This is a genomic window from Acidimicrobiia bacterium (assembly GCA_009694375.1).
Lineage (GTDB): Bacteria > Actinomycetota > Acidimicrobiia > Acidimicrobiales > VFJN01 > VFJN01.
Window position 1 is genome coordinate 24,946 of the sequence record SHVB01000018.1, and the last position, 22,983, is coordinate 47,928.

The window sequence follows — 22,983 nt, forward strand, 5'->3', positions numbered from 1 at the left end:
GAAACTGGCCATGTGGGTGTACTTGGGGTCGGATTGCCTGCTGTTCGGCAGCCTCATCTCCACCTATCTGTTGCTCCGTCATCGCAGTGTGGGTGGCCCTACGTCCGAGGAACTATTCGACATCCCCTTCACCTCGGTTAGCACCTTCGTGCTGCTGATGAGTTCGCTCACGATGGTCCTGGCGGTGTCGGCCCTCATGCGCGGAGATGTGCGTCTCAACCGCATCTGGCTGGGCACTACCGCCATGCTGGGGACGGTGTTCATCGGCGGGCAGGTGTACGAGTTCACTACCTTCTACCGAGAGGGCTTGGGCTACACCACCAACATCTTTGGTTCGGCGTTTTACACCCTCACCGCCTTCCACGGCGTGCACGTGAGTGTGGGCATCGTGATGCTGATGTCCATGCTGGCGATGTCGTTTCGGGGCAATCTGGGCGCGGAGCGGTCTGAGACGGTTGAAACCATTGGCCTGTACTGGCACTTTGTAGACATCGTGTGGATTGTCATCTTCACCGTCGTCTACCTGATCCCTTGAACCAGAGGACGATCTCATGACCACCATCACCGACAACGAGCCCACCGAAGCCCCCGTCGGCCACGGTCACGATCTACCGTCCGACGCGAAGTACGTGAAGATCACGCTGATCCTCGCCTTCATCACGGCCCTCGAGGTGGGCACCTACTTCATCGAGGAAGCCACGACCACGTTGTTGGTGGGGATTCTGGTGCCGATGATGATCGTGAAGTTCCTTACGGTGGCCGGGTACTTCATGCATCTGAAGTACGACAATCCGATTTTCCGTCGGGTGTTCCTCTTCGGCCTCTGCCTTTCCGTGGTGGTGTTCTGCGTCATGTTGACTACCTTCGGCTTCTTCTCCGACGAGTTCCTCCGGTTTCCCGGGTGAGTCACTGATGCCACCGGTCGATTTCATGGCCTGGGTGCCCCACCCCGAGGTGTGGCTGCTGGTGGGGAGTATCACGGGGCTCTATCTCTACGCCGGCTTGGTCATCGGGCCAAAGGTGGTTCCGGCGGGCACGCCCGCCATCACTCGGTCCCAGCGCCGGTGGTTCATCTTCGGGATTCTCTTGTTGTGGGCCGCCTCGGACTGGCCCGTCCACGACGTGGCCGAGCGCTATCTCTTTCTGGTTCACATGAGCCAGCATCTCGTGCTCACCCTCTTGATGGCGGCGGCCATGTTGATGGCCACGCCCGAGTGGCTGGCCCGCCTCGTGGTGGGCGATGGTCGTCTGAACACGGTTGTGCACCGGCTGGCCCGGCCGGTGCCCGCCGGGCTGATCATGGCCCTGCTCACCCTGGTTACCCACGCCCCGGTCGTGGTCAACACCGCCGCGACCAACGGGCTGTTTCACTACGGGGTCCATACGGCCCTGGTGGCGGCGGCCCTGCTGTTTTGGATGCCGGTGTGCGGCCCGTTCCCTGAGGTGCGGATCTCCTTGCCGGGCCAGATGATCTACCTGTTTGTGCAGTCACTGGTGCCGACCGTGCCGGGGGCCTGGATGGTGTTCGCCACCGACGCCGTCTACAAGACCTACGACATCCCCGCTCGCATGTGGGGCATTTCGGTGGTAACCGATCAGCAGGCGGCGGGCGCCATTATGAAACTGGTGGGCGGCACGTTCTTGTGGGTCATCATCGTGGTGATCTTCTTTCGATGGGCAGCGCGCCATGAGCAGGCCAATATGCGCGGCTATGTACCCACCGAGCGCGAAGTGCTCACCTGGGACGAGGTGGAGCGAGCCTTCGAGGACCACCCTGTTGCTCCGGTGTCCGAACCTCGCCGGTAGGCCCGGACCTGCAGGCCTATTCCCAGCGAAAAAGTCTGATAGCCAGCGCCGGGCTGAGGAGCGCCCAGATCACCAGTGCCGCCCAGGCCCGACCGGGCACGGCGCCCCCGGCGCTCAGCGAGCCCCTAACGGCCTCGGTCAGGGCGCCACTTGGCAGCGCCCGGGCGATGCCTTGGATCGGACCAGGGAGCTGGGTGATGGGGATCACCATGCCCGACAGCAGCAGGAGCACCAGGTAGAGGCCGTTGGCGGCGGCCAGCGTCACGAAGGCCTTGAGGGAACCGGCCAGGCACAACGCCAGGCCCGCGCAGCCGATGGTGCCGAGGACCATGGCGGCGAAGAATCCCACCTTGGGGTCCGGGTCCCAGCCGAGGGCGAGGGCCAGGATCCACAGGGTGCCCACCTGCACGATCTCCACGGCCAGCGTGGCGAGGGTCTTGGCCGCCAACAGGCGCGGCCGGCCCAGCGGGGTGGCTCCCAGGCGTTTGAGCACGCCGTACTCGCGCTCGAATCCCGTACTGATGGCCAGGTTCACCAGCGACGTCGACAACACGGCCAGTGCCAGTACCCCCGGGGCCAGAAAGTTGATCGGCTCGCCTTCGATCGGCAGCACATCCACCGTGGCGAAGAACGTGAGCAGGAGCACGGGAATGCCCAGCGTCAGCAGCAACGACTCGCCGTTGCGGGCGATCAGGGTGAGTTCGAGGCGCAGGTGGGCGAGGAGGGGTTTCATCGTCGCCCCCGCCGCCGTGGTTCGGGGCGGGTGAAGGACCCTTCGGCCATGAGGCGAAGGAACACGTCTTCGAGGCGCTGGCGCCCGGCGCGTAGGTCGGCGAGGGGGAGGTCGTGTTCGGCCAGCCAGGCGGTGAGCGCGGCGACCAGGGCAGGGGTGCCCGGGGCCGCCACCACGTATTCGCCTGGTGCGACCTCGCGTACGGGGGCGCCGATGCGCCGCTCAAGGGCGGCGGCGTCGAGTCCCGGCGGTGCACCGAAGCGCACCTCGTCGGATTGTCCGGCGGTCATCAACTGCGCCGGGCTCCCCGCCGCCACAATCCGGCCGCCGTCGAGGATCACGACATGGTCGGCCAGTTTCTCCACCTCATCGAGATCGTGGGTGGTGAGCACGACGGTGACGCCGTCGTCGCGTAGGCCCGCCACTACCTCGCGAATCGCTAGTCGCCCCTGCGGGTCCACTCCGGAACCGGGTTCGTCGAGGAACGCCACCTGGGGACGCCCCACCAGGGCCAGGGCCAGGGCCAAGCGACGTTGTTCGCCTCCGGAGATCTGTCGCCACGTTCGTCGCTCCGTTCCGGTGAGGCCCACCTGTTCGAGCAGCGCATGGGGGTCGAGGCTGTCCTCATAGAGCGCAGCGGCGTGGCGCAGTGCTTCCAGCACCCGCACGCCCGGGCCCACCCCACCGCTTTGGAGCATCACGCCCATGCGGCGGGTGAGGGCGGCATGGTCGGCGATGGGGTCGAGGCCGGCCACGGAGGTTCGGCCGGCCAGGGGTCGTCGGAAGCCTTCCAATACCTCCACGGTGGTGGTTTTCCCGGCGCCGTTTGGTCCCAGGATGGCGGTGATCTGCCCGGCCTGCGCTTCGAAACTGATGCCATCCACTGCGATGGTGTCGCCGTAGCGCACGGTCAACTCGTGCACCTCTACCGCGGCCACACCGGCCACTCTAGCCAGCCCGGGAGACCATCTCGGTGCCGGGGGGAGGAGAGTTATCCGGTGGCGGCGAGGGCTCGGCCGAAGGCGGCGAGGGCTCGGTCGATTTCGGCTTCGGTTACCACTAGAGGCGGCATCCAACGCACCACGTTGCCGAAGGTTCCGGCGTTCATGAGGATCAGGTGGCCCTCGTGCAGGCAATGCGTGAGCACGGGACCCACCCGGGTGGCATCGGCAAACTCGCTGGCCACCATCAGGCCCGGACCCCGCACGTCGACGATGCCGGGGTGGTGGGCCGCCAGGGCCCGCAGACCAGCGCGGAGTTGGTCACCGCGAGCCACTACATGGGCGAGGAAACCAGGCTCGGTGAGCACATCGATGGTGGCGATAGCGGCCGCACAGCCGATGGGATTACCGCCGTAGGTACCGCCGTGGCTGCCCGGCGGCCAGCGGGCCATGATCTCGGCCGACGCGCCAATGGCCGAGATGGGGAAGCCCGAGGCCAAGCCCTTAGCCATCACGATGATGTCGGGGCGCACCTGGTGCTGCTCGATGCAAAACATGGTCCCGGTCCGACCGAATCCACTCTGCACCTCGTCGGCTACGAAGAGGATCCCGTGCTCCCGACAGATCGCCGCCAGACCCTGCAGGAAGGCAGTGGGGGCCGGGAGATAGCCGCCTTCCCCCAGCACCGGTTCCAGCACCATCGCCGCGGTGTCGGCGGGGGAGGTCTGGCTGAGGAGCAGCAGACGGACCGCCGCCAGGCAGCGATCCACGTCGTCGTCGGAGTGGGGGAACGGCGCGACGAACACGCCGCTGGGTAGGGGGTCATGGCCGGCCCGGTAGATTGTCTTGGAGGTGGTCATCGCCATGGTCAGATGGGTACGCCCGTGGAAACTGCCCTGGAAGACGATCACATTCGGTCGTCGGGTGGCTTGCTTGGCCAGTTTCACCGCGCCCTCGGTGGCCTCGGCCCCGGAGTTGGCGAAGAAGAACGTGTCGACCGGCTCCGGGGTGATGGCGGCGAGGCGCCCCGCCAGTTCGGCCAGCCGATCGTGGCGATAGACGTTGACCTGGGCATGGATGAACCGGGCGGCCTGGGCTTGGATAGCCGCCACGACATGGGGGTGGCAGTGGCCGGTACTGGTGACCGCGATGCCGCTGGAAAAGTCCAGGTAGTCCTCGCCGGTGCTGGTGGTAACCACGCACCCTGTGCCGGAGACCACCTCCAAGTCGGTCACTCGAAACCAGACATCAGATACGTGCTCAGTCACGGCGGCCTCTCTTCTCCGGTCAGGGGTCCAACCTAGCGGCGGTCCGCCCGCTACCGTCTGCGGTCATGCTCGACATTCGCCGCTTCCGTTCCGAACCCGACGTCTTGCGGGCCGGACTGGCCCAGCGGGGAGGCGACGCCGCGGCTTCGGTGGATCGCATCATCGATCTCGACATTCGTCAGCGATCCCTCGGCACCGAACGAGACGACCGACGGGCCCAGGTGAAGGCGTTGTCCAAGGAAGTGGGCCGGTTACGGGGCCAGGGTGATGCTGATGGCGCCGAGGCCCTGATGGCGGAGAGCCGGGTGTTGGGTGAGCAGGAGAAGGCCCTCGATGCCTCGGTGGCAGAGCTCGCCGACGAGATGCGAGACCTCCTGCTGCGCACCCCCAATGTCCCGTCTCCGGACTGCCCAACGGGGGCGGGTGAGGCCGACAACATCGTGCTGCGTCTCGAGGGGTTCGATCCCGATGCCTACGGCGACCACCAGCGGGTTCCGCACTGGGACATCGGAAGCCAACTCGGGATCCTCGACGGGGAGCGGGCTACCAAGATCGCTGGCTCCATGTTCACCATGTACCGCGGCTGGGGCGCTCGGCTGTTGCGCGCCATGGTGCAACTCAGCCTCGACCGCAACGCCGATGCCTTTGAGGAACTTCGTCCGCCGAGTTTGGTTCGAACCGACACCATGATCGCCACCGGTCATCTCCCCAAGTTCGACGACGAGGCGTACCACATCGAACGCGATGATCTTTGGGCGATCCCCACGGCGGAGGTGCCGCTCACCTCGATGCATCGCGACGAGGTGCTCGACGGCGCTGACTTGCCCCTGCGCTACACCGCCCACACGTCGTGCTTTCGGCGGGAGGCAGGGGCAGCGGGCCGAGACACGCGTGGCCTGCTGCGCGTGCACGAGTTCGACAAAGTTGAGTTACTGGCGTTGGCCACCGGGGCTGAGGAGGCCATGGCCTGCCAGGAAGACATTCTCGCCCGCAGTGAGGCGCTGCTTACCGAACTGGGTCTGCCGTACCGGATCCTGGATCTCTGTACCGGAGATATTGGGGCCTCGGCGGCGCGTACGTGGGACATCGAGGCCTACGCCCCCGGGTGCGACATGTGGCTCGAGGTCAGTTCGGTGTCCTGGTTCTCCGATTACCAGGCCCGCCGGGCCAACATCCGGTACCGGCCGGTGGGGGGTAAGGGTACCGAGGTGTGCCATACGGTAAACGGCTCGGCCATGGGCTGGCCCCGCACCGTGGCGGCCTACCTCGAAACCCATCGTCAGCCCAACGGGTCGATCGCCGTGGTGGAAGCGTTGCAGGGCTATCTCGGGGTTGAGGTGATCACCGGTCGCCGCTGATCCCGTCCCCCCGTATCCTGGGGCATGACCCTGGATCCCAAGCGCGTGGAGTATGAAACAGCCGGCTTCGATGTGGGTGATGCCGACCCCGATCCCTTTGTGCAGGTACAGGCCTGGTGGGATGAGTGGTCGGCGGTGGCCCCCAACGAACCGAATGCAGTGGTCCTGGCGACCGCCGATGCCGCCGGCCACGCCTCGGCTCGTACCGTTTTGCTGCGCGGGCTCGATTCCTCCGGTTTTACGTTCTTCACGAGTTACGACAGTCGTAAGGGCCAGGACCTCGATGCCCATCCCGTCGGCACGATTCTCGCTAGTTGGGTCCCCTTGCTGCGCCAGGTCAACGCCCGGGGCGCGATTGCCAAGGTCGAGCGGGCCGAGAGTGAGACCTATTTTGCCGGCCGACCCCGGGGGAGCCAGTTGGCGGCCTGGGCTTCGCATCAATCGAGCGAGCTAACCGACCGAGGCGAACTGGAAGGGCGGTTTGCCGAGGCGGAACAACGCTTCGAGGGGCAGGTCGTGCCCTGCCCGCCCTACTGGGGGGGCTACCGGCTCGTGCCCGACTCGATCGAACTGTGGCAGGGACGTCCGAGTCGGATGCACGATCGGCTCCGCTATGAGCGCGACGCCGCTGGTGCGGCGTGGCGGATCGTCCGGCTCAGCCCGTAGGGGAGAGCGGCCAAGTCGTGGCCGCCGCCACCAGGCCCGCTACGAGGTCGGCGGTGTGGGGGGTTGGTTCGCCGGCGGGGAGGTCGGCCCAGAACGGCCCGTGGGATCGCACCCGGGGGGGCAGTTCGATCTGTACCCCGCCGCCCCGAGTGAGGTTGACCGGGTTGTTCCGGTGGACACCCCGCAGCTCGATGGGGATCTCGACGAGGTCGTCCACCACGCGGTAGCTCGGCAGGGCCGGCCGCAGATGGGTGGCGAGATGGCTGGCGAGGGGCCGGTGGCCGCCACCGAGCAACAGGGTGGCCCAGAACCCTTCGCGCCCGAAGCCGTGGAGTGCCACCACCACATCCACATGCTGCAGAAAGCTCGCCAACCCAGGCGAGTCGTTCGGGGTCACCTCGATGGAGGGGATGTGCCAGCGCAGGTCGGGGGGTTGGCGCACGGCGTAGAGCGAGGCACCGGATTGTTCAGCGGCCGCACGGGCGGCGATGTCAGTGCCCACCTCGAGGTTGCCGCCGTGAAATGCCATAAAGCCAAACGTTGATCGCAACTCGATGTCTTCTTCGACACCGTCGTGGGCGAGCAACTCGGCGAAGTGTCCCATTTAGCGGCGAGCCCGAGTGCCGAGGGTGGCGATCAACACCGAGGCCAGCGCCAGGGCCAACACGAGACCGAGTTCGGTGGGGCCCACGCGGTAGATCCAGTCGGCGATGGTGTCGGAGGCTCCGGTGATCCGGTCGACCAACGGCGATCGCTGGCCCACCTCACCGGGTTGCACCCCGCGCTCGTACCAGCCGTAGTGGACGAGGTACGCACCCGCCAGGACCAGGAGCGCCCCGGATGCACGCGTCACGTAGGGGAGGACAGAACGAAGACGTTGGAGCAACCCCTGGCGGGCCATGCCCAGGCTGACGGTGAGGGCCAGCAGCACGAGGGTCATCCCGAGCGCGTATGTCACAAACACCGCCACGCTCGATACCAGATTCTCCCGGCGGAACGTGCCCACCACATTGGCGGCGAAGAGGGGAAAGGCGCAGGAGATCGAAGCAATCGCGTAGGACACGCCGAACACAAACATCGACCGGCCTTCACGAGTGCGGCCACCGCGTTGCAGTTTGGGCAGGTTCACGTTGGGTTGGTAGCCCGCCACCATGGCCACCCCGACCACCACCAGGACCACCCCGATGAGCATCGTGGCCCACGGGGTGCCGCTGCTAAACCGAACCGATAGGTGATAGGTGGCGAGGCCCACCAGGCCGAATACGACCAGGAAGCCGGCCGCTACCGAAAGCCCAACGCCCACCGATCGGGCGACGCTGGTGCGCAGGTTGTGGTCGTCGCCGTCGCGCCCGAGGAAGTAGCCGAGGTAGGCGGGCAGCATGGCAAAACCACAGGGGTTGACGATGGTGAGCATCCCCGAGGCAAACGCAAGGGCCAAGGGAGCGTTGATCATCCCGGCACGCCGAGCTTGTCGGCGATGAGGGCGCGGAGTTCTGCCGCGGTTACTTCGCCAGTGATGACATCCACGATGGTGCCGTCGCGGTCCAGCAAGACGGTGGTGGGCAGACGGGACCCGCCGAGCGCCCCGATGACCGAACCGTCGCGATCCTGGCCGGTGCGGTACGACACACCGGTTTGGGTCACGAGTTCCTGGGCATCCTCGGGCGACGCATCCGCGACCGCTAGCCCGAGGAAGGTAACGGAATCGCCGAGTTCCTGGTGCACTTGCTCGAAGATTGGCATCTCAGTGATACACGGGGCGCAGGTGGAGGCGAAGAAGTTCACCACCGTCGGAGCGCCGTAGACCGATGCGAAGGACACGGTCTGATCGTCGAAGGTGGTGAAGGTGGCGTCATCGGGGTTGATGGGCACATCGGGGGTAAGGGAGATCTTGTTCTCGGCGGTGGCGGTGGGCTCGGGGGGGGCATCGCGGTCCAAGAGTTGGTAGGTGCCTACGGCCGCGAGGAGAGCCAGCACCGTGGATAGGACCAGGAGCGGCCAGGGCAATCGCGAGGAGGACGGCACAGCGTTGACGGTATCGCCGTCACACCCGGGGACACACGTCGCACCCGGAGCGCACGCAGGTTGACCGCGGGCAGGCCGGGGGTCGGTCGTCGAACGACCCGCACGACGGGGGGAGTGCCCGTGCGAATCGGCGGCCGTTGCCCCGGCCCGCCCCTAGGCGGTGACCTCGCACCGGCAAGGCCTGGCGCAGTGGCCTGGCCCTGCCGGTGACGGCGGGGGTTACGCGATCTTGTAGACCACGCGATCTTGGAGATGGACCGGGATGGGAATGTCTGGGAACTGGTCCTCCGGGCGAGCGAGCATGGGGGGACGACCCCGACGACGCTTGCTTTTGAGCACCCTGCCGTGCAGGAGCAGTTGGCCTCCCCATACCCCCCACGGCTCGCGCCGATCGAGCGCCCCGGCGAGGCATTGGGTCATCACGGGGCATTGTCCACAGATCCGCTTGGCGGTCGAGATGTCGTGGAGTTCTTCGCTGAAGAACAGCCCGCTCATGGTGCCGGCGGAGTCGTTGCAGCGGGCTTGGGCCCACCACTGGCGATCTTCGGCTTCGGGGCGGTTATCAGGACCGTCGAAGGTGTTGTCGTAGCGCTGGGGCAACATCGCCCTGCTCCTTGTCGTGTTGGGGTTGGTTGGGTGGATCGGTGGATGGGTGGAAGATCGGTGGGTGATGGCGCAACGAGAAAGGCCGCCGGGTTGGTGTCCCGGCGGCCTCTCGGTTTGCTGCGTCTCGTGGTGGTTTACCTAGAGAGCGAGCTCCGAGAGGGGCCGGGTCGGGCGGTTCTTGCTGTCAAACACCACGAAGGTGCTCGGCTTGGCAAGGGCGCCCTTAGTCCAGGAAATGGCGTGGTGCCCGCCAGCCACCGCATGGACCACCGCGTCGCCATACATGGCGGTCGCGGTGCTGACGGTGGCATAGACGGCGCCCGCTCCCACACCCAGGCGCGGGGCACCGGCGGGGGCCGTGCGGCCTGCGGTGGTGTGCGTCTGAGCGGACATGGTCAAGGGCTCCTGGGGGGAAATTCAGCGTACGTAGGGGACCTACGCCCTGGCATCGGACCACGCCCGGCCCAGGCAAGTCAACCGATTTATCGGCCTGCCCCGCTGAAACCCCCGGGACGGGTACGTTCCTGGGCTATGGATGACCTCGTGCCGCGCCCCACTACGGGTCGGGTATTTGCCGGCACCCGTCGAGTTCGCCTCGCTGATGTGAGCCCAGCCGGCCGCCTCCGCCTCGACGGTGCGGCTCGGATTCTGCAGGACCTCTCGGCCGACGACACGGCCGACGCCGCGCTACCCGACGCGGAGGCATGGGTGGTGCGAAAGACCGTGATCGTGGTGGAGTCCTTCCCCGCCTACCTCGAGTCGATGGCCTTGGTCACGTGGTGCTCGGGTACGGGGAGTCATTGGGCGGAGCGGCGAATCAGTATCCAGGGTGAGGAGGGCGGCGTGATCGAAGCGGCCACCACTTGGGTGCAGGTCAACCCCGCCACCGGCCGACCGGTGCGCATAGCAGCGGGATTCGACAAGATCTACGGCGAGGCGGCCGGCGGTCGGCGGGTTACGGCGCGACTGGACCACCCCGAGGCGGCACCCGCCGACGCCGGTGCCTTCCGGTGGCCGCTCCGAGTGGCCGACTTCGACGTGCTCCACCATGTGAACAACGCCGCCTACTGGCAGATCGTGGAAGAGGCGCTGGCCCTCGTTCGTGGTCTGCGGGCGCCCTTGCGGGCCGAGGTTCAGCACCGCACCGCCATCGAGCGAGGCAGCGATGTGCAGGTGGCCACCGCTACGCTGGCCGGGGGTGGTTTGGGCGTGTGGGTAGTGGCGGATGGCCGGTTGGCCGCCACGGCGCAGGTTTTTCCGGGATGAGGCGGTGGCGCTAGCGGATTTCGGTGAGGTGATAATGCAGGGCACCGGCGTGGTGGCGGATTGCCATCTCGCCGGTGGCGCGGAGGTGTTCGAGGTGGGCGTAGGTCTCGCTCTCGGCTAGTTGCCCCCAGGATCGAGGCTTGAACAACTCATGGGAGTAGGCCTCCACGCTGGCATCCCCCAGTTCCTCCGCGATGGTGCGGAGGCGGCCGAGACGGTCCTGGTGATGACTGCCGATGTCGCGCGCCCGGCCGGCGAGGTCGTGGAAGGGATGGCCGTGGGCGGGGAGTACGAGTTGCACCCCGTCGAGGGCTGCCACCTTGTCGAGGGAGGCGAAGAATTCGCTCAACGGGTCAGCCCCGGCGGTTAGCCCGGAGATGTGCGGGGTGATCGTAGGCAGCACGTGATCGCCGGAGATCACGATGCCGGCTACCGGGTCGAAGAGGCAGAGGTGGTCGCTGGTGTGGCCCGGGGTGTGCAGCGACACCCAGGGGCGACGACCCAGGGTGATCACCTCCGCGTCGTCGACGCGCCGGGTGGGGGCAGGCGTGCGCATGAATCGTTTGAGCGCCATCCGGTAGAGCCCAATATTGACCCGGCGAGGCATGGGGGGCCGGAAGGTAGCGCCGTTCCGCCAGGGGAGTTCATGATTCCATGGTCCGGCCGAGGATGCTGCGTCGGCGGGCTCGGTACTGGCTTCGTCCTGGGCTGGGTCGAACCAGGTGCGAAAACTGCGGTGCGTGATTACTTCGGCGCCGTAGACATCTCGTAGTCGGCCTGCCCCCCCGAAGTGATCCGGATGGGAGTGGGTCACCACCACCGTGTGGACGTGCTTGGGGCGGTAGCCCGCCTGCTTGAGACGGTGCACGAGTGCCCGCCACGACGTTGGTCCGGGCATCCCTGGATCGATCACGGTGACCCCGCGGTCGTCTTCGAGGAAGTAGCAGTTCACGTGTCCGAGGCCGGGCAGGGAAATCGGAAGTTGCGAGCGCAGAATGCCCGGGCTCGTCTCGGTGATCTCCGGGCTCGCCGGTTCCTGTTCCTGGGTGGGCCGACGCGGGGAAGTGATGGGTGGGTCGGCCATGGCCGAAATCTAATGAATTACTTGGCGACCGATCAGATCGAGGGCGAGGGGAGGAATACGTGTTGGCGGTACCACCGCAACTCGTGGATCGATTCGCGGATGTCGTCGAGGGCGCGGTGGGCGGTCGCCTTGCGGGGCAGGGCGTCAATGGCGCCCGGATACCAGCGGCGCGTGAGTTCTTTGATGGAGGACACATCCACCGATCGGTAGTGGAGGTACTCCTCGATCTCGGGCAGATAGGCGGCAAGAAAACGTCGATCGGTGCCGATCGAGTTGCCACACAGCGGGATGGTGCGGGGCTCGGGCACGTGCTGTTTGATGAAGGCGAGCGTGGCGGCCCCGGCCTCTTCAAGGGTGATGGTGGACTCGGCGATCTCCGTGAGCAGGCCGCTGGAGGAATGCATGTCCAGCACGACTTGTTCCATCCCTGCCATCGCGTCGGCCGGTTGATGCACCACTAAGTCCGGACCCTCCGCCACGATCTCGAGTTGATCGTCGGTCACGATGGTGGCTATCTCCACGATGACGCAGCGGGCCGGGTCGAGGCCGGTCATTTCCAAATCCATCCAGACAAGCACGGGCGCACACTACCTAACGGACCGCCAGGGCCTAGGTTCGGTGGAATGGACGGCCTGCCTGTTCCCGTTGTTCGACTCGACCCGTTACTCCCGCTTCCTGCGTACGCCGCGGCGGGAGACGCCGGGTTGGACCTGCTGGCGCGTGCAGATGTGACCCTCGCTCCCGCGGGAGGTCGGGCGCTGGTGCCCACCGGGATAGCGGTGGCCCTGCCGCCGGGGTACGCCGGTTTCGTGCAGCCCCGCAGTGGATTGGCATTGAAGCACGGAGTGACGTGCCTCAATACTCCAGGCCTCATCGACAGCGGCTACCGCGATGAACTCAAGGTGCTGCTGGTGAATCTTGATCCGTTCGAGCCGTTTCAGATCCACCGGGGTGACCGCATTGCGCAACTGGTGGTCCAGGCGGTGGCCACGGTGGTGTGGGAGCGGGTCGACGTTCTTGACGGGGTCAGCCGGGGCGGCGGCTTCGGCTCCACCGGCGTGTGACTAGCGAACCGGGAGACACTGCTTCCACCGAGCCGCCGGGTGGGTTGGGCTGGGCGGGAATCGAGGCGTGGCGGGTGCATGACTCCGGTTTGGTCACGGTGGCGGATCGCTTCCGTCGCCTATCGGGAGTGGTACGCCACCATCAGGGCGAGGGTGCTCCCTGGCCCGATCGCGTTCTTTTGGCGCTGGTGGATGGCACGTTGGTGGTCACCACTCCGGCGGGGGGTTCGGTGGGCCGCTGGCCGCAAGCCGATGTTGACCTGCGCGCACTGTCGGAAGGTCCGCCGGTGACCTTCACGATACGGCTTCCCGGGGCGGCCCACCTGCTCGCCGCCGCCGCTGACGAGGCCACCGCTCGGTTTCTGGCCTCGTTGGCCTGAGCCGACCCTAGGGTGCGCCCCTAGGTGGTTTGATCGACGATGGAGGGTTCGGCAATGGGAGAACTGGTGCTGGCGGGAACCGCTGGCCTGATCACTGGCGGCGGCAGCGGTATTGGCTTGGCGGCCGCTCGCCACCTCGTGCTTGACGGGGCCTCGGTCACGTTGGCGGGCCGGAACCAGGAACGTCTCGACGCCGCCGTGGCGGAGTTGCGACGCGACGCGCCCATGGGGGCTGAGGTGCGCTCGGTGGTGTGCGATGTGGCTCGGGAAGATGACGTCGCAGGAGCGGTAGCGGCGGCGCTGAGCATCACCGGCGCGCTGCAACATTGTGTGGCCTCCGCCGGCACGGGCACGGTCGCTCCGGTGGTGGCAATGCCCGCCGAGGAGTGGCATCGCGTGCTCGATATCAATCTCCACGGCGCCTTTTTCACACTGAAACATGCCGGGGCGGCCATGGTCCGATCGGGGGGCGGTGCCTTTGTGGGGTTGTCCTCGATCGCTGGTCCGCTCACCCACCCGTTCATGTCGGCCTATTGCGTGTCTAAGGCTGGTTTGGAGGCCCTGGTGCGCAATGGCGCTGACGAGTTGGGACGGGCGAATGTGCGGGTTAACGCCGTGCGGCCGAGCATGGTGGCCACCGAGTTGGCGGCACCGCTCGAGCAAGACCCCGAGGTGCTGGCCGACTATCTCGCCAACATTCCGATGGGTCGCACGGGCACGGTGGAGGACGTTGCCCCGTTGATCCGGTTTCTCTGTGGCCCCGAATCGAGTTGGATCACGGGCCAGTGCATCGGCGTGGATGGCGGCCATACGCTGCGTCGTGGCCCCAACGTGGAGCACTGGGCCCGGGCGTTGTACGGCGAGGAAGCGGTGGACGGCCCGGGGGCGATGGGGTCGGGGGAGACGTGAAACGTATGACTTCCCTCCCTACCGACCGTTAGGTAGGCTAGGGGTATGACGTCGTCGGATGCCCTACTCGCTGATCTGGAACCCACTGCCGCGCGCCTCTTGGATCGCCATCTGGCCACCAACAAAGAGTGGTTTCCTCACGAACTAGTTCCGTGGGGTCAAGGGAGGGATTTCGAGGCGGACTATCAATGGGCCCCGGAGGACGCCGCGTTGTCCCCTGAGGTTCGAAGTGCGCTCTTCGTGAACCTCCTCACCGAGGACAACCTTCCTTATTACTTCCGCACCATTGAGCGGATGTTTGGAGGCGACACCGCCTGGGGTACTTGGGCACGGCGCTGGACTGCCGAAGAGGGGCGTCACTCCATCGTGATCCGCGACTACCTCACGGTGACGCGCTCCATCGATCCGGTGGAGTTGGAACGAGCCCGCATGGCTCAGGTTTCTTGCGGCGAGGTGCCGGAGCCGGAGACCGTGCTGGATGGCCTTGTCTACGTCGCCCTCCAAGAACTGGCTACCCGCATCGCGCACTACAACACGGGCAAGTTGGTGTCCGACCTCGCCGGGTACGAGGTGATGAAGAAGGTGGCCAGCGATGAGAACCGGCACTATCTCTTCTACCGAGATCTGGTCACCGCGGCATTGGAGCTCGATCCGTCGGGGACGGTGATGGCCATCGAGCGGCAGGTGCGGACGTTCGAGATGCCTGGTACCGGGATCCTTGATTTCGAGGTACACGCCAAAGCGATCGCCAATGCCGGTATCTACGACTTTGCGATTCACCACGACCAGATCTTGGCCCCGGTGGTGCTTCGCCATTGGGCCGTGGAGAGTCTTGAGGGCCTGAGCCCAGAGGCCGAGCAGGCTCGGGCGGCGCTGGTCAAGCGCATCGGTCGCATCGCCATGGCTGGTCGCCGCTTAGCAGCCCGGCGCGAAGAAGCAGCCGAGCTCACCTCCGCGTAACGTCAGATTTCTTTACCGCCACCGGCGCCTTGATGCAGACGCTTCTGCTGGTAGAGGCGGGCGTCGGCCACCGCAACGAGTTCATCGGAGGTGGTCCCATCGCCAGGGCTTTCGGCGATGCCGTAACTCGCCCTGAGCAGAGAGCGGGCGGGCAGGTCATCGGCGAGCATCGTCGCGACGCGCTCAATGACACGCTGGGTGCTGGGGTGGTCGGACCCCACCAAGGAGATGGCAAATTCGTCGCCCCCGAGGCGTCCTACGGCATCGCACGCTCGCAAGTTATGCGTGAGGATGCTGGTGAAGCCGCGCAGGGCATCGTCGCCGGCGGGGTGGCCGTGGGTGTCGTTGAGCAACTTGAACCGGTCGAGGTCGTAGAGCACCAGTGTGATCAGCTCGCCCGATTCCTGGGCGAGCATGAGTTCGTGATCGAGATGCTCGAAAAATGAGCGCCGGTTCAGGGCGCCGGTGAGGTCATCGCGGCTGGCGATGGTGCGAAGTCGGTCCAGGTGAGTGGCTCCGGTGACCGCCACGAGGGCCTGATTGGAGAAGGTACGCAGGATGCGAAGTTTGGCTCGGCTCGGAATCAGGTGGTCGACGGGGTCGTCGGCCCACACCCAGCCCAGCAGTGCGCCGGTGGTGTCGGTGAGGGGGACCAGGAGCCAGTGGTGATCCCACGCCAGCGGTCCGGAGCCATTGCGGACCGAGGTGAATCGGCGGGAATCGCTCCCCACGATGGCCAGCGCCTCCTCGGCCGAGAGGAGGTAGCACCCTTCGATCTCGAACTCGGGGAGACAGAGTCGCTTGGCGTTCTGCAGGGTGGGTACACCATGGGTGGGTGGGTTGTCGTGCCATCCCGCCGACGCACGATGGGCGACATGGAGGGAAGGGCTCTCGCCCAGTTCGAGGACCACGCGATCAAAGCCCAGTGCTTGACGGATGCCCTCGCAGCAAGTGGTGAGGAGTTGGTCGGTGGATTCCTCTTTGCCGAAGTGATTGGACAACTTGAACAGCGCTTCGAGGGCGTGGGCATTCAGCCGGGCTTCGAGGGCTCGCAGGGCGCTTCGCACCCCAACTGACAGTGCGTCCACCAGCGCGACCGCCAGGGAGATTTGCTCAGGATCGGGTCGCAGTCCGGAGATGGGCTCATCGATCGCGACGAACCCCACCATCTTTTCGTGGTCATCGCGCAAGGGGATGAGGAACTGGTCCTCGGCCTGCCAATCACCAGGCTGCTCAGTGGACCGCTCCCGCACGACGATGGCGGTTCCTTCCCGAAGCCCGACATCAGGAAAGGAGCCGCTGGGGATGAAGAAGGCCCGACCCACATCGAATCTGGCCGCGAAATGGTCATCGATGTGCTCTCGCGAAAAAGTGATACCGGACAGTTGCGCAACGATCTCGGGGGGCCCGTGGATCGCCACGACCTGGTAGTCGTCCCAGGCGGGGCGGACGAGGTTGATCGCCACGGCCATGGAGTCGAGGACCGCGGCGAGGTCGCCCACGATTGCTTGCAGGGAAGCGGACAAGTCTCCCTCGAGCGCGTCTCCTGGGAGTTCCATGAGACCTCGGAGGGCGGTCATCGCCAATTTGACTTTGGTTTGCACTGTCGCCAATTCTAGGCAGGTTCGGGAACCCGTGGCGTCACTCAGAGGTCGGAGAAGATGAGCGGTATCGGTAGCGGCGGAAATGGGGGCGCCGGCCGGAACGAATCTTTGGGGCCATAGGTTGACACCGAGATCCGACAGGCGGGGCCGCCTTCGCTACAAGTCAGTCCGACCAGGTCGGGGATGGCGAACTCAAGGGCAAAGGTGCCACCGGCATTTACCCTCGTCAAGCCGTCGTCCACTCCGATTCCAACATTGCGGAATGTGACGGCGTCAGAGATCGAAAAGTCCACTAGCGCATCGGGCGGGAACCCCGCACCGCGCAGCAACGCTGTCTGACCGAGGATGACGCCCGTAGCGGGGTAGAGCTCAATGACCGGGAGGACCGGTGGTTGGCCCTCTCGGGAGAAGAGCAGGGTCGCCGGTGGCGGTGATGAGGAGCCCGGGATGGGGTCAGCCACGAGGACACATCTACTGATCGCGCAGTCGATGTAGGTGCCCGCCTGGGGGCCGGGGAGGAATCGCCATGCCGGAATATCGACCGAAATCCGCCCGTCGTCGTCTGCCCGAACGCCCCCTCCGCTGGCCGTGCCCGAGGTGGCATGGGCCAGCCCAGTCAAGCCGGCGGCCCAACAGGGGTCAGTACCCGTGGTGCATACCTGGAGGCCGACCACCGAGTTGGGTGGGTAGTGCGCCCCGCTGACCTGAACGGTCGCGTTGGTGGTTCCGCGAACGGGATCGAGCACCAGGGTGGGGACCTTCAGCTCTCCCCGGCCGGCGAAGGTAGTGGGTGCCAAGCCAGAGCGCTGGTTGTCGTTGATGGCGCCGATGCCCAGGAGGCATCGTCCCTTCGCCGCGCCGCAGTCGATGGTGCCGGTGGCGGGTGTGGTGAGAAAACGCTCGACCTCGTACGGGCTCCTCGCTACACCATCGGCGTCGGCCTCCACCACGGCCACTCTCGCTACGTTACAGGCGCGTTGACTGCTACTCGGGTTGGGCGACTCAGATTCGTTCACACATTGCACGACCCCCACCGGTTCTCCCGGTACGAAGCCAGCGGCGGAGACCGTGACAATCTCGGCGTCGCCAAGGAGGCCCGTCGGGGTGACCTCCACCGGCAGCGATGCCGAACGTGCGTGCCGGCTGGGGTCCACGCGGGTGAGAGTGCCCGGCACGAGGGCGGGCAGGGGGTTGCCCCGGGCGTCGACCTCGAGTGGTGAAGGGCCCGTATCGCCGCTAGTGGTCAATACCACGACCAATCCCACGGTCAATACCCCCACCACCGCCGCCAGGGCGGCGAGGCGTCGGGATGGCCGGCGGTGATCCGAGTCTGACGACCTCACGTCGTTCATCTACGTCGGGCTCGGGCCCAGGTGGAGTGCGATCAAGAATATCGCTGCCGCACGGCCCGCACGATGGTGTCGGCCTGGAGGTTTGGGAGGCCAGCGCCGCCGTCGACAATCAGGTTTTGGCCGGTGAGGTAGGCGGCGGCCGGCGAGCAGAGGAAGGCGATAACGTCGGCCACCTCGGGCGCCGACCCGATGCGCCCCAACGGGGTGCCCTGCTCGGCAATGGCGGTGAAGTGGGGGTCGTTGGTGATCACGGTGGTGAGGTTGGTGGCGATCATCCCGGGCGACACGCAGTTCACACGGATAGTGGGGGCGTACTCCATGGCGGCGGTGGCGGTCAGGTTCACCACGGCGGCTTTGGCGGCGCTGTAGGGCGCCTCCCCCTGCAGAGGACGGGTGGCATTGAGGCTGGCCACGGTGACGATGCTGCCGCCGCCACCGTTGAGCAGCAGGGGAATGGCCGCGCGCATGGTGTGGAAGGTGCCGTCGAGATTCACGCCTACCACCAGTCGCCATTCCTTGTCGGAGTAGAGGTGCAACGGCTTGTTCAGCCCGAACCCGGCGTTGGCCACCACGTCGGTGAGGCCGCCCATCGCTTCCGCCGCCGCCCCCATGGCGGCGGTGGTGGCATCCGGATCGGCAACGTCCACCTCCAACGCGAGGCCGCCCACCTCCTCGGCCACGGCGCGGGCGCTCGCCATGACACGGTCAAGTACGGCCACCGCCGCCCCTCGTTGAGAGAGGCAGCGGACCGTGGCGGCCCCGATTCCCGAACCCCCGCCGGTTACGACGGCGCAATGGCCTTGTAGGTCGCGCTCGCCGGTCATTGTCTCGGCTCCATCACCAGGGGGGCGGCCTTGATCCCGGAGATGATCGACGAACCACTGCGGCGCACCGGACCAGCGACGGTGAGGCGCTGCCAGCGTTGTACAACCCCCTCGAGGACGACGGAGAGTTCCAGGCGGGCCAGGGCGGCGCCGAGACAGAAGTGCGGGCCGTGGCCCAATGCCACGTGGTGATTGGGCGAGCGGCCCACATCGAAGGCACTGGCGGTGGGTCCGAACTCGGCCTCGTCACGGTTGGCCGAGGCGTAGATCAGCAGGAGGGGATCGCCGGCGGAGATCTCAACCCCACCGAGGACGCCGCTGGTTACGGCGGTGCGCAGGAAGGAGGTAACCGGCGTGGTCCAGCGCAGCACCTCCTCCACTGCGCTGGGCCGCAGGGCCGGGTCGGCCCGGAGCCGGTCGAGTTGTTCGGGGTAGTCGGCCAGGGCCACCAGTGCCCCCGAGATGGAGTTGCGGGTGGTTTCGTTACCCGCCACCAGCAACTGGATGAGAAACATGCCCAGCTCGCTGTCGCTGAGTTCCTCGCCATCTTCGGAGTAGCGGGCCAGCATGGATACGACGTCGTCTTGGGGGGTCGCCCGGCGTTGCGAGGCCAGTGCGAGCAACTCCACGGTCATCTCGCCGAGAAGCGCCATGCGCTCGTCGTCGGACCAGTCGGTGGCGCCAGGGATGGCGGCCTCGGACCACCGAAAAAGCCGGTCTTCGTCGCCGGGGGGGAGTCCGAGGAGGGTGGCGATGAGTTGGATCGGGAGCGGCACGGCCAGCTCGGCGGTGACGTCCACCACCGCTCCCTCGGCGGCCTTGATGGCCAACTCGTTCAGTAGGCGACTGGTGCGTTCCCGCACGAGGCCCTCCAGCGACCGCACCATGGCGTTGGTGAACCCAGGTCGAGCCAACTTCCGGTACCGGGTGTGCTCGGGGGGGTCGGCATGCATCATGGTGGGCGGACTGTCGTAGGAGACGCCGATCTCTTCCACCAGAATCCCTTTGCCCGAGCAGAATCGGCTCGGGTCGCTGGACGCTTCCGATACGTCGGCATGGCGCGTGACGGCCCAGAACCCCGCGGTGGCGTTCCAGGCCAGGGGGCATTCGCGGCGCAATCGCTGGAGGGTGGTGTGGAGGTCGCCGGCGTAGGTGGCCGGGTCGAGGAGCGCATCGGTGAGGGGTTCATGATCGCCGGGCATGGTTGGAACTTAGTGCGGCTATGTCGACTAGACCCCCGGGATGGCAAATCCCGAGCGCATGGTGGAGTTGGGCTGCTACGGCCTGGGCGGACACGTCGATGATCCGAGGGTGCTCCTCGATGAGGTTCGCGACGCCGAAGCGATCGGCCTTGGTTCGGTGTTCCTCTCGGAACGCTTCAACGTGAAGGAGGCGGCGACGCTGTGCGGAGCGGCCGCGGCGGTGAGCGACGAGGTTGGTATCGCCACCGGGGTGACCAACACCCCCACGCGCCACCCCCTGGTGACCGCCGCCTTTTGCACCACCATGCACCGGCTGAGCCGAGGTCGCTTCGCCCTGGGGATCGGACGGGGCATCGGTCCGCTACTCGACATCATGGGCATCCCGAAGATCACGATGGCCCAGATGGAGGACCACGTTGGTCTCTACCGACGGTTGTGGAAGGGCGAGGCGATTTTTGGTCACGACGGACCGGCGGGGAAGTACCCGCTGTTGTCGCTGGGCTCCGGATTCGACGAAGACATCCCGGTGCTGGCCGCCTGCCTCGGGTTCAAGACGATGCGGTGGGCGGGCCGCGTGCTCGATGGGGTGATTCTCCACACCTTCGTCACCGATGAGGCCCTGGCGCGCTGCGTGGCTGAGGTGCGCCGGGGCGCCGAGGAAGCGGGGCGGGATCCGGCGGCGGTGAAAGTATGGGCGATTCTCGCCACCCTTCACGAGCCCGACCACGAGCGTCTCCAGCGCGGCATGACCGGGCGGATGGCCACCTACTTCCAGGCCTACGGTGACGCGCTCGTCGCCATGAACGGCTGGGACCCAGCCCCGCTGGAACGCTTTCGGGCCGATGAGGTGGTGCGGTCGGTCCCGGGTGCCATCGATGCCGTCGCCACCCTCGATCAACTCGACCACATTCAGACACTCATCCCCCCGGAGTGGCTCCCCGCCGCGGTGGGTTCGGCCGAGCACTGCGCGTTGAGGGTGCTCGATCAGTTTGCGGCGGGGGCCGACGGGGTCATTCTCCATGGGTCCACCCCGGCCGAACTCGAACCGGTGGTCCGGGCCTACGCTGCCGTCCGCCCTGCCAGCCGGTTTGCGGGCCGAGCACCCAACCCGGGCCGCTAAGGGCGCCGTTACCCGGCGGCGGAGTGGCGATTTGTAAGGTGGGGGGATGTCAGAGTTGGGCCCGCCTCGCATCCGTATTGGCCGCTACAACATTGAGGCGGGTCCGGTGGCTCATCTCCAGGCGGAGCGCCAGCGGCTAGCGGGTCTGAGTTGGGAGCACTTCGACGCGGCTCCCCACGGCGCCACCATCGGAGCCACGCTCACTGGCGTGGATCTAGCCCAGGATCTGCCCGAGCCGGTAGTGGCCGAAGTGCGCCAGGCATTACTTGATTACAAGGTCGTGTTTTTTCGCGATCAGCACCTCAGCGCCGAACAGCACGTGGCCTTCGCCAGGCGGTTCGGCGATCTCGAAGTGCACCCATTCTTGAAGAGCAATTCGTCGCTCCCGGAGTTGGTGCGGTTCGAGAAGTCGCCCGATGTCGGTGGCTATGAGAACGGTTGGCACAGTGATGTGTCCTGGCGGGCCGAGCCATCGATGGGATCGATTCTGCGCGCCATCGAGGTGCCACCGAGCGGGGGCGACACGCTCTTTGCCGATATGGGCGCCGTGTACGACGGGCTCGATGCCGACACGCGGGCCCTCATCGATCCGTTGCCGGCCGAGCACGACTTCACGCAGGTCTTTGGCCGCTCGTTGCCGCCGGAGAAGCAAGCGGAGATGCGCCAGCGCTACCCGCCGGTGGAGCATCCGGTGGTGCGCACCCATCCCGAAACGGGTCGGCGATTGCTCTATCTCAACCGGTTCTTCGGCCTGCGGATCATCGGTCTTCCCGACGATGAGAGCCAGGCTCTCATCGACCGGCTTTGCCGCCAGGCCGAGGTGGTGGAGTACCAGTGCCGCTTTCAGTGGAGGCCCGGTTCGGTGGCCTTCTGGGACAACCGCGCCGTGCAGCATTACGCCAGCAGCGACTACTGGCCAGCCCGTCGGGTGATGGAGCGCGCCACGGTCATTGGCGACCGCCCGGTCTGACGACGGATGATACTGGCCACTGCGGGGGTGTAGCTCAGCTGGCAGAGCAGCGGACTTTTAATCCGAAGCGCGAGAGTTCGAACCTCTCCACCCCCACTGTGTTTCCCGAGCCGACGAAGGGAGCGGAGAATCGGCGGTCTGCGCTGACCACTCCCGAGTGGGCTCCGGGCTAGCGACGATCCTCGTGCTGGATCTGCATGGCGAGGAGATAGCCATGGGCTCGCTCCTGTTTAGGGTGGCGGTTGGCGAGCTGGTGAAAACGGGGGCTGTGGTTGGCTTCGACGAGGTGAGCGAGTTCGTGCACGATGACCGCATCAACCACCCAGTCGGGAAAGCTGGCGATGCGATCGGTGATGCGGATCTCACCGGCGGTGGGTGAGCACGATCCCCATCGGCTGCGTTGGTTGGTGACCCAGCGAATCGAGGTGGGTGCCGGAAGCCGATAACGGCGAGCGAGTTGGTTGGCTCGCTCGGTGAGGTCGATTGCGGTAGCGGTGTGCTGGCGCTCCAGTTTCTCCCGCATCCAGGCCACATATTCCATCTCTTGGGCTTTGGTCATCCACTGGGGCATGCGCACCACGATCCGTCCGTCCACGATGCGGGCCGACACCGACTTGCGGCGCTTGGTGGAGCGGATCACCTCCACCTCCAACGACACCGCCGGAGGGGGTGCGGGCTGGGGGGGTGGCGAGCCGCCGACTGGCTCGCTCTTGGGCCATTCGTCGAGTGACCACAGGGAATCCACATCGTCGACAGTACCGACGGGGGTAGGACACCGGCGGGGATCGCCTTAGATGCCGGCGGGGACAGTGATTTCGTCGGGATCGACGAGGGTCACCCGTTTG

At 66.3% G+C, this 22,983-nt stretch carries 26 protein-coding genes and 1 tRNA gene; 13 read left to right on the plus strand and 14 right to left on the minus strand.

Translation table 11 applies throughout. The annotated features are described in order from the left end of the window. Positions 1-10 precede the first annotated feature (10 nt). From EXQ71_10550 to EXQ71_10560, 3 genes are read left to right on the plus strand one after another with little or no spacing between them, the layout of a single operon-like run. Positions 11-535 (plus strand): cytochrome oxidase subunit III, encoded by a 525-nt coding sequence (locus EXQ71_10550; GenBank protein MSO87938.1) that lies wholly within the window; start codon positions 11-13, stop codon positions 533-535. Positions 536-551: 16 nt separating this feature from the next. Continuing rightward, positions 552-905, plus strand: a complete 354-nt coding sequence (locus tag EXQ71_10555) for a hypothetical protein (protein ID MSO87939.1) — start codon at positions 552-554, stop codon at positions 903-905. Between the two features lie 7 nt (positions 906-912). After that, positions 913-1,806, plus strand: a complete 894-nt coding sequence (locus EXQ71_10560; protein MSO87940.1) for a cytochrome c oxidase assembly protein — start codon at positions 913-915, stop codon at positions 1,804-1,806. Positions 1,807-1,822: 16 nt separating this feature from the next. Here the strand turns inward: EXQ71_10560 and EXQ71_10565 are convergent, their stop codons facing one another. Genes EXQ71_10565 through EXQ71_10575 form a run of 3 tightly spaced genes read right to left on the minus strand, consistent with a single transcriptional unit; the run spans position 1,823 to position 4,748 of the window. Next, positions 1,823-2,539 carry an ABC transporter permease gene (locus tag EXQ71_10565; protein MSO87941.1) on the minus strand — a complete coding sequence of 239 codons (717 nt, stop codon included), beginning with the start codon at positions 2,537-2,539 and terminating at the stop codon, positions 1,823-1,825. Further along, entirely contained in the window at positions 2,536-3,486 is a 951-nt protein-coding gene (locus EXQ71_10570) for an ABC transporter ATP-binding protein (protein ID MSO87942.1), read from the minus strand. The genes EXQ71_10565 and EXQ71_10570 overlap by 4 nt, the downstream gene beginning before the upstream one ends. A gap of 44 nt (positions 3,487-3,530) precedes the next feature. After that, on the minus strand, positions 3,531-4,748 hold the full coding sequence (locus EXQ71_10575) for an aminotransferase class III-fold pyridoxal phosphate-dependent enzyme (GenBank protein MSO87943.1): 1,218 nt from the start codon (positions 4,746-4,748) through the stop codon (positions 3,531-3,533). A gap of 65 nt (positions 4,749-4,813) precedes the next feature. Here EXQ71_10575 and EXQ71_10580 point away from each other — a divergent pair, with 65 nt between their 5' ends. Both EXQ71_10580 and pdxH read left to right on the plus strand, forming a co-directional pair. Next, a complete protein-coding gene (locus EXQ71_10580) occupies positions 4,814-6,106 on the plus strand; it encodes a serine--tRNA ligase (GenBank protein ID MSO87944.1) in 1,293 nt (430 codons plus the stop codon). Positions 6,107-6,130: 24 nt separating this feature from the next. Next, complete coding sequence (gene pdxH / locus EXQ71_10585; GenBank protein ID MSO87945.1) at positions 6,131-6,772, plus strand: pyridoxamine 5'-phosphate oxidase; 642 nt, start codon at positions 6,131-6,133, stop codon at positions 6,770-6,772. Here pdxH and EXQ71_10590 read toward each other — a convergent pair. From EXQ71_10590 to EXQ71_10605, 4 genes are all read right to left on the minus strand, one after another. Next, a complete protein-coding gene (locus EXQ71_10590) occupies positions 6,762-7,376 on the minus strand; it encodes a hypothetical protein (GenBank protein MSO87946.1) in 615 nt (204 codons plus the stop codon). The two genes, pdxH and EXQ71_10590, sit on opposite strands and share 11 nt — an antisense overlap. Further along, complete coding sequence (locus EXQ71_10595) at positions 7,377-8,225, minus strand: cytochrome c biogenesis protein CcdA (GenBank protein ID MSO87947.1); 849 nt, start codon at positions 8,223-8,225, stop codon at positions 7,377-7,379. Beyond that, complete coding sequence (locus EXQ71_10600) at positions 8,222-8,797, minus strand: TlpA family protein disulfide reductase (GenBank protein MSO87948.1); 576 nt, start codon at positions 8,795-8,797, stop codon at positions 8,222-8,224. The genes EXQ71_10595 and EXQ71_10600 overlap by 4 nt, the downstream gene beginning before the upstream one ends. 219 nt (positions 8,798-9,016) lie before the next feature. Then, complete coding sequence (locus EXQ71_10605; protein ID MSO87949.1) at positions 9,017-9,400, minus strand: WhiB family transcriptional regulator; 384 nt, start codon at positions 9,398-9,400, stop codon at positions 9,017-9,019. Positions 9,401-9,433: 33 nt separating this feature from the next. Here EXQ71_10605 and EXQ71_10610 point away from each other — a divergent pair, with 33 nt between their 5' ends. Then, entirely contained in the window at positions 9,434-10,669 is a 1,236-nt protein-coding gene (locus EXQ71_10610; protein ID MSO87950.1) for a hypothetical protein, read from the plus strand. A gap of 10 nt (positions 10,670-10,679) precedes the next feature. Here EXQ71_10610 and EXQ71_10615 read toward each other — a convergent pair whose 3' ends face one another. Next, positions 10,680-11,753, minus strand: coding sequence for an MBL fold metallo-hydrolase (locus EXQ71_10615; GenBank protein MSO87951.1), 1,074 nt, complete (start codon positions 11,751-11,753; stop codon positions 10,680-10,682). Between the two features lie 32 nt (positions 11,754-11,785). Continuing rightward, positions 11,786-12,319 (minus strand): oligoribonuclease, encoded by a 534-nt coding sequence (locus tag EXQ71_10620; GenBank protein ID MSO87952.1) that lies wholly within the window; start codon positions 12,317-12,319, stop codon positions 11,786-11,788. 57 nt (positions 12,320-12,376) lie between these two features. Between EXQ71_10620 and EXQ71_10625 the strand changes: the two genes are divergently transcribed. The 4 genes from EXQ71_10625 to EXQ71_10640 all read left to right on the plus strand — a co-directional run bounded on the left by EXQ71_10625 (position 12,377) and on the right by EXQ71_10640 (position 15,066). Next, positions 12,377-12,817 carry a dUTP diphosphatase gene (locus tag EXQ71_10625; protein ID MSO87953.1) on the plus strand — a complete coding sequence of 147 codons (441 nt, stop codon included), beginning with the start codon at positions 12,377-12,379 and terminating at the stop codon, positions 12,815-12,817. A 74-nt stretch (positions 12,818-12,891) separates the two neighbouring features. Next, positions 12,892-13,197 carry a hypothetical protein gene (locus EXQ71_10630; protein MSO87954.1) on the plus strand — a complete coding sequence of 102 codons (306 nt, stop codon included), beginning with the start codon at positions 12,892-12,894 and terminating at the stop codon, positions 13,195-13,197. Between the two features lie 39 nt (positions 13,198-13,236). Then, the gene (locus EXQ71_10635; protein ID MSO87955.1) at positions 13,237-14,106 is read left to right on the plus strand and encodes an SDR family oxidoreductase; all 870 of its coding nucleotides are present in this window, start codon (positions 13,237-13,239) and stop codon (positions 14,104-14,106) included. A gap of 45 nt (positions 14,107-14,151) precedes the next feature. Then, a complete protein-coding gene (locus EXQ71_10640; GenBank protein MSO87956.1) occupies positions 14,152-15,066 on the plus strand; it encodes an acyl-ACP desaturase in 915 nt (304 codons plus the stop codon). 2 nt (positions 15,067-15,068) lie between these two features. Here the strand turns inward: EXQ71_10640 and EXQ71_10645 are convergent, their stop codons facing one another. From EXQ71_10645 to EXQ71_10660, 4 genes are read right to left on the minus strand one after another with little or no spacing between them, the layout of a single operon-like run. Further along, positions 15,069-16,670 carry a sensor domain-containing diguanylate cyclase gene (locus EXQ71_10645; GenBank protein MSO87957.1) on the minus strand — a complete coding sequence of 534 codons (1,602 nt, stop codon included), beginning with the start codon at positions 16,668-16,670 and terminating at the stop codon, positions 15,069-15,071. A gap of 41 nt (positions 16,671-16,711) precedes the next feature. Further along, complete coding sequence (locus EXQ71_10650; GenBank protein MSO87958.1) at positions 16,712-18,022, minus strand: hypothetical protein; 1,311 nt, start codon at positions 18,020-18,022, stop codon at positions 16,712-16,714. A gap of 32 nt (positions 18,023-18,054) precedes the next feature. Beyond that, positions 18,055-18,846 (minus strand): SDR family oxidoreductase, encoded by a 792-nt coding sequence (locus EXQ71_10655; GenBank protein ID MSO87959.1) that lies wholly within the window; start codon positions 18,844-18,846, stop codon positions 18,055-18,057. Further along, a complete protein-coding gene (locus EXQ71_10660) occupies positions 18,843-20,048 on the minus strand; it encodes a cytochrome P450 (GenBank protein MSO87960.1) in 1,206 nt (401 codons plus the stop codon). The genes EXQ71_10655 and EXQ71_10660 overlap by 4 nt, the downstream gene beginning before the upstream one ends. A 40-nt stretch (positions 20,049-20,088) precedes the next feature. Here EXQ71_10660 and EXQ71_10665 point away from each other — a divergent pair, with 40 nt between their 5' ends. The 3 genes from EXQ71_10665 to EXQ71_10675 all read left to right on the plus strand — a co-directional run bounded on the left by EXQ71_10665 (position 20,089) and on the right by EXQ71_10675 (position 22,234). Continuing rightward, positions 20,089-21,168, plus strand: a complete 1,080-nt coding sequence (locus EXQ71_10665; GenBank protein ID MSO87961.1) for a TIGR03857 family LLM class F420-dependent oxidoreductase — start codon at positions 20,089-20,091, stop codon at positions 21,166-21,168. 46 nt (positions 21,169-21,214) lie between these two features. Further along, on the plus strand, positions 21,215-22,138 hold the full coding sequence (locus EXQ71_10670; GenBank protein ID MSO87962.1) for a taurine dioxygenase: 924 nt from the start codon (positions 21,215-21,217) through the stop codon (positions 22,136-22,138). Positions 22,139-22,161: 23 nt separating this feature from the next. After that, positions 22,162-22,234: transfer RNA gene (locus EXQ71_10675), tRNA-Lys, on the plus strand. Positions 22,235-22,307: 73 nt separating this feature from the next. On the opposite strand, the gene EXQ71_10680 is transcribed toward EXQ71_10675, so the two are convergent. Beyond that, on the minus strand, positions 22,308-22,709 hold the full coding sequence (locus tag EXQ71_10680) for a M48 family peptidase (GenBank protein MSO87963.1): 402 nt from the start codon (positions 22,707-22,709) through the stop codon (positions 22,308-22,310). Positions 22,710-22,983: the final 274 nt, after the last annotated feature.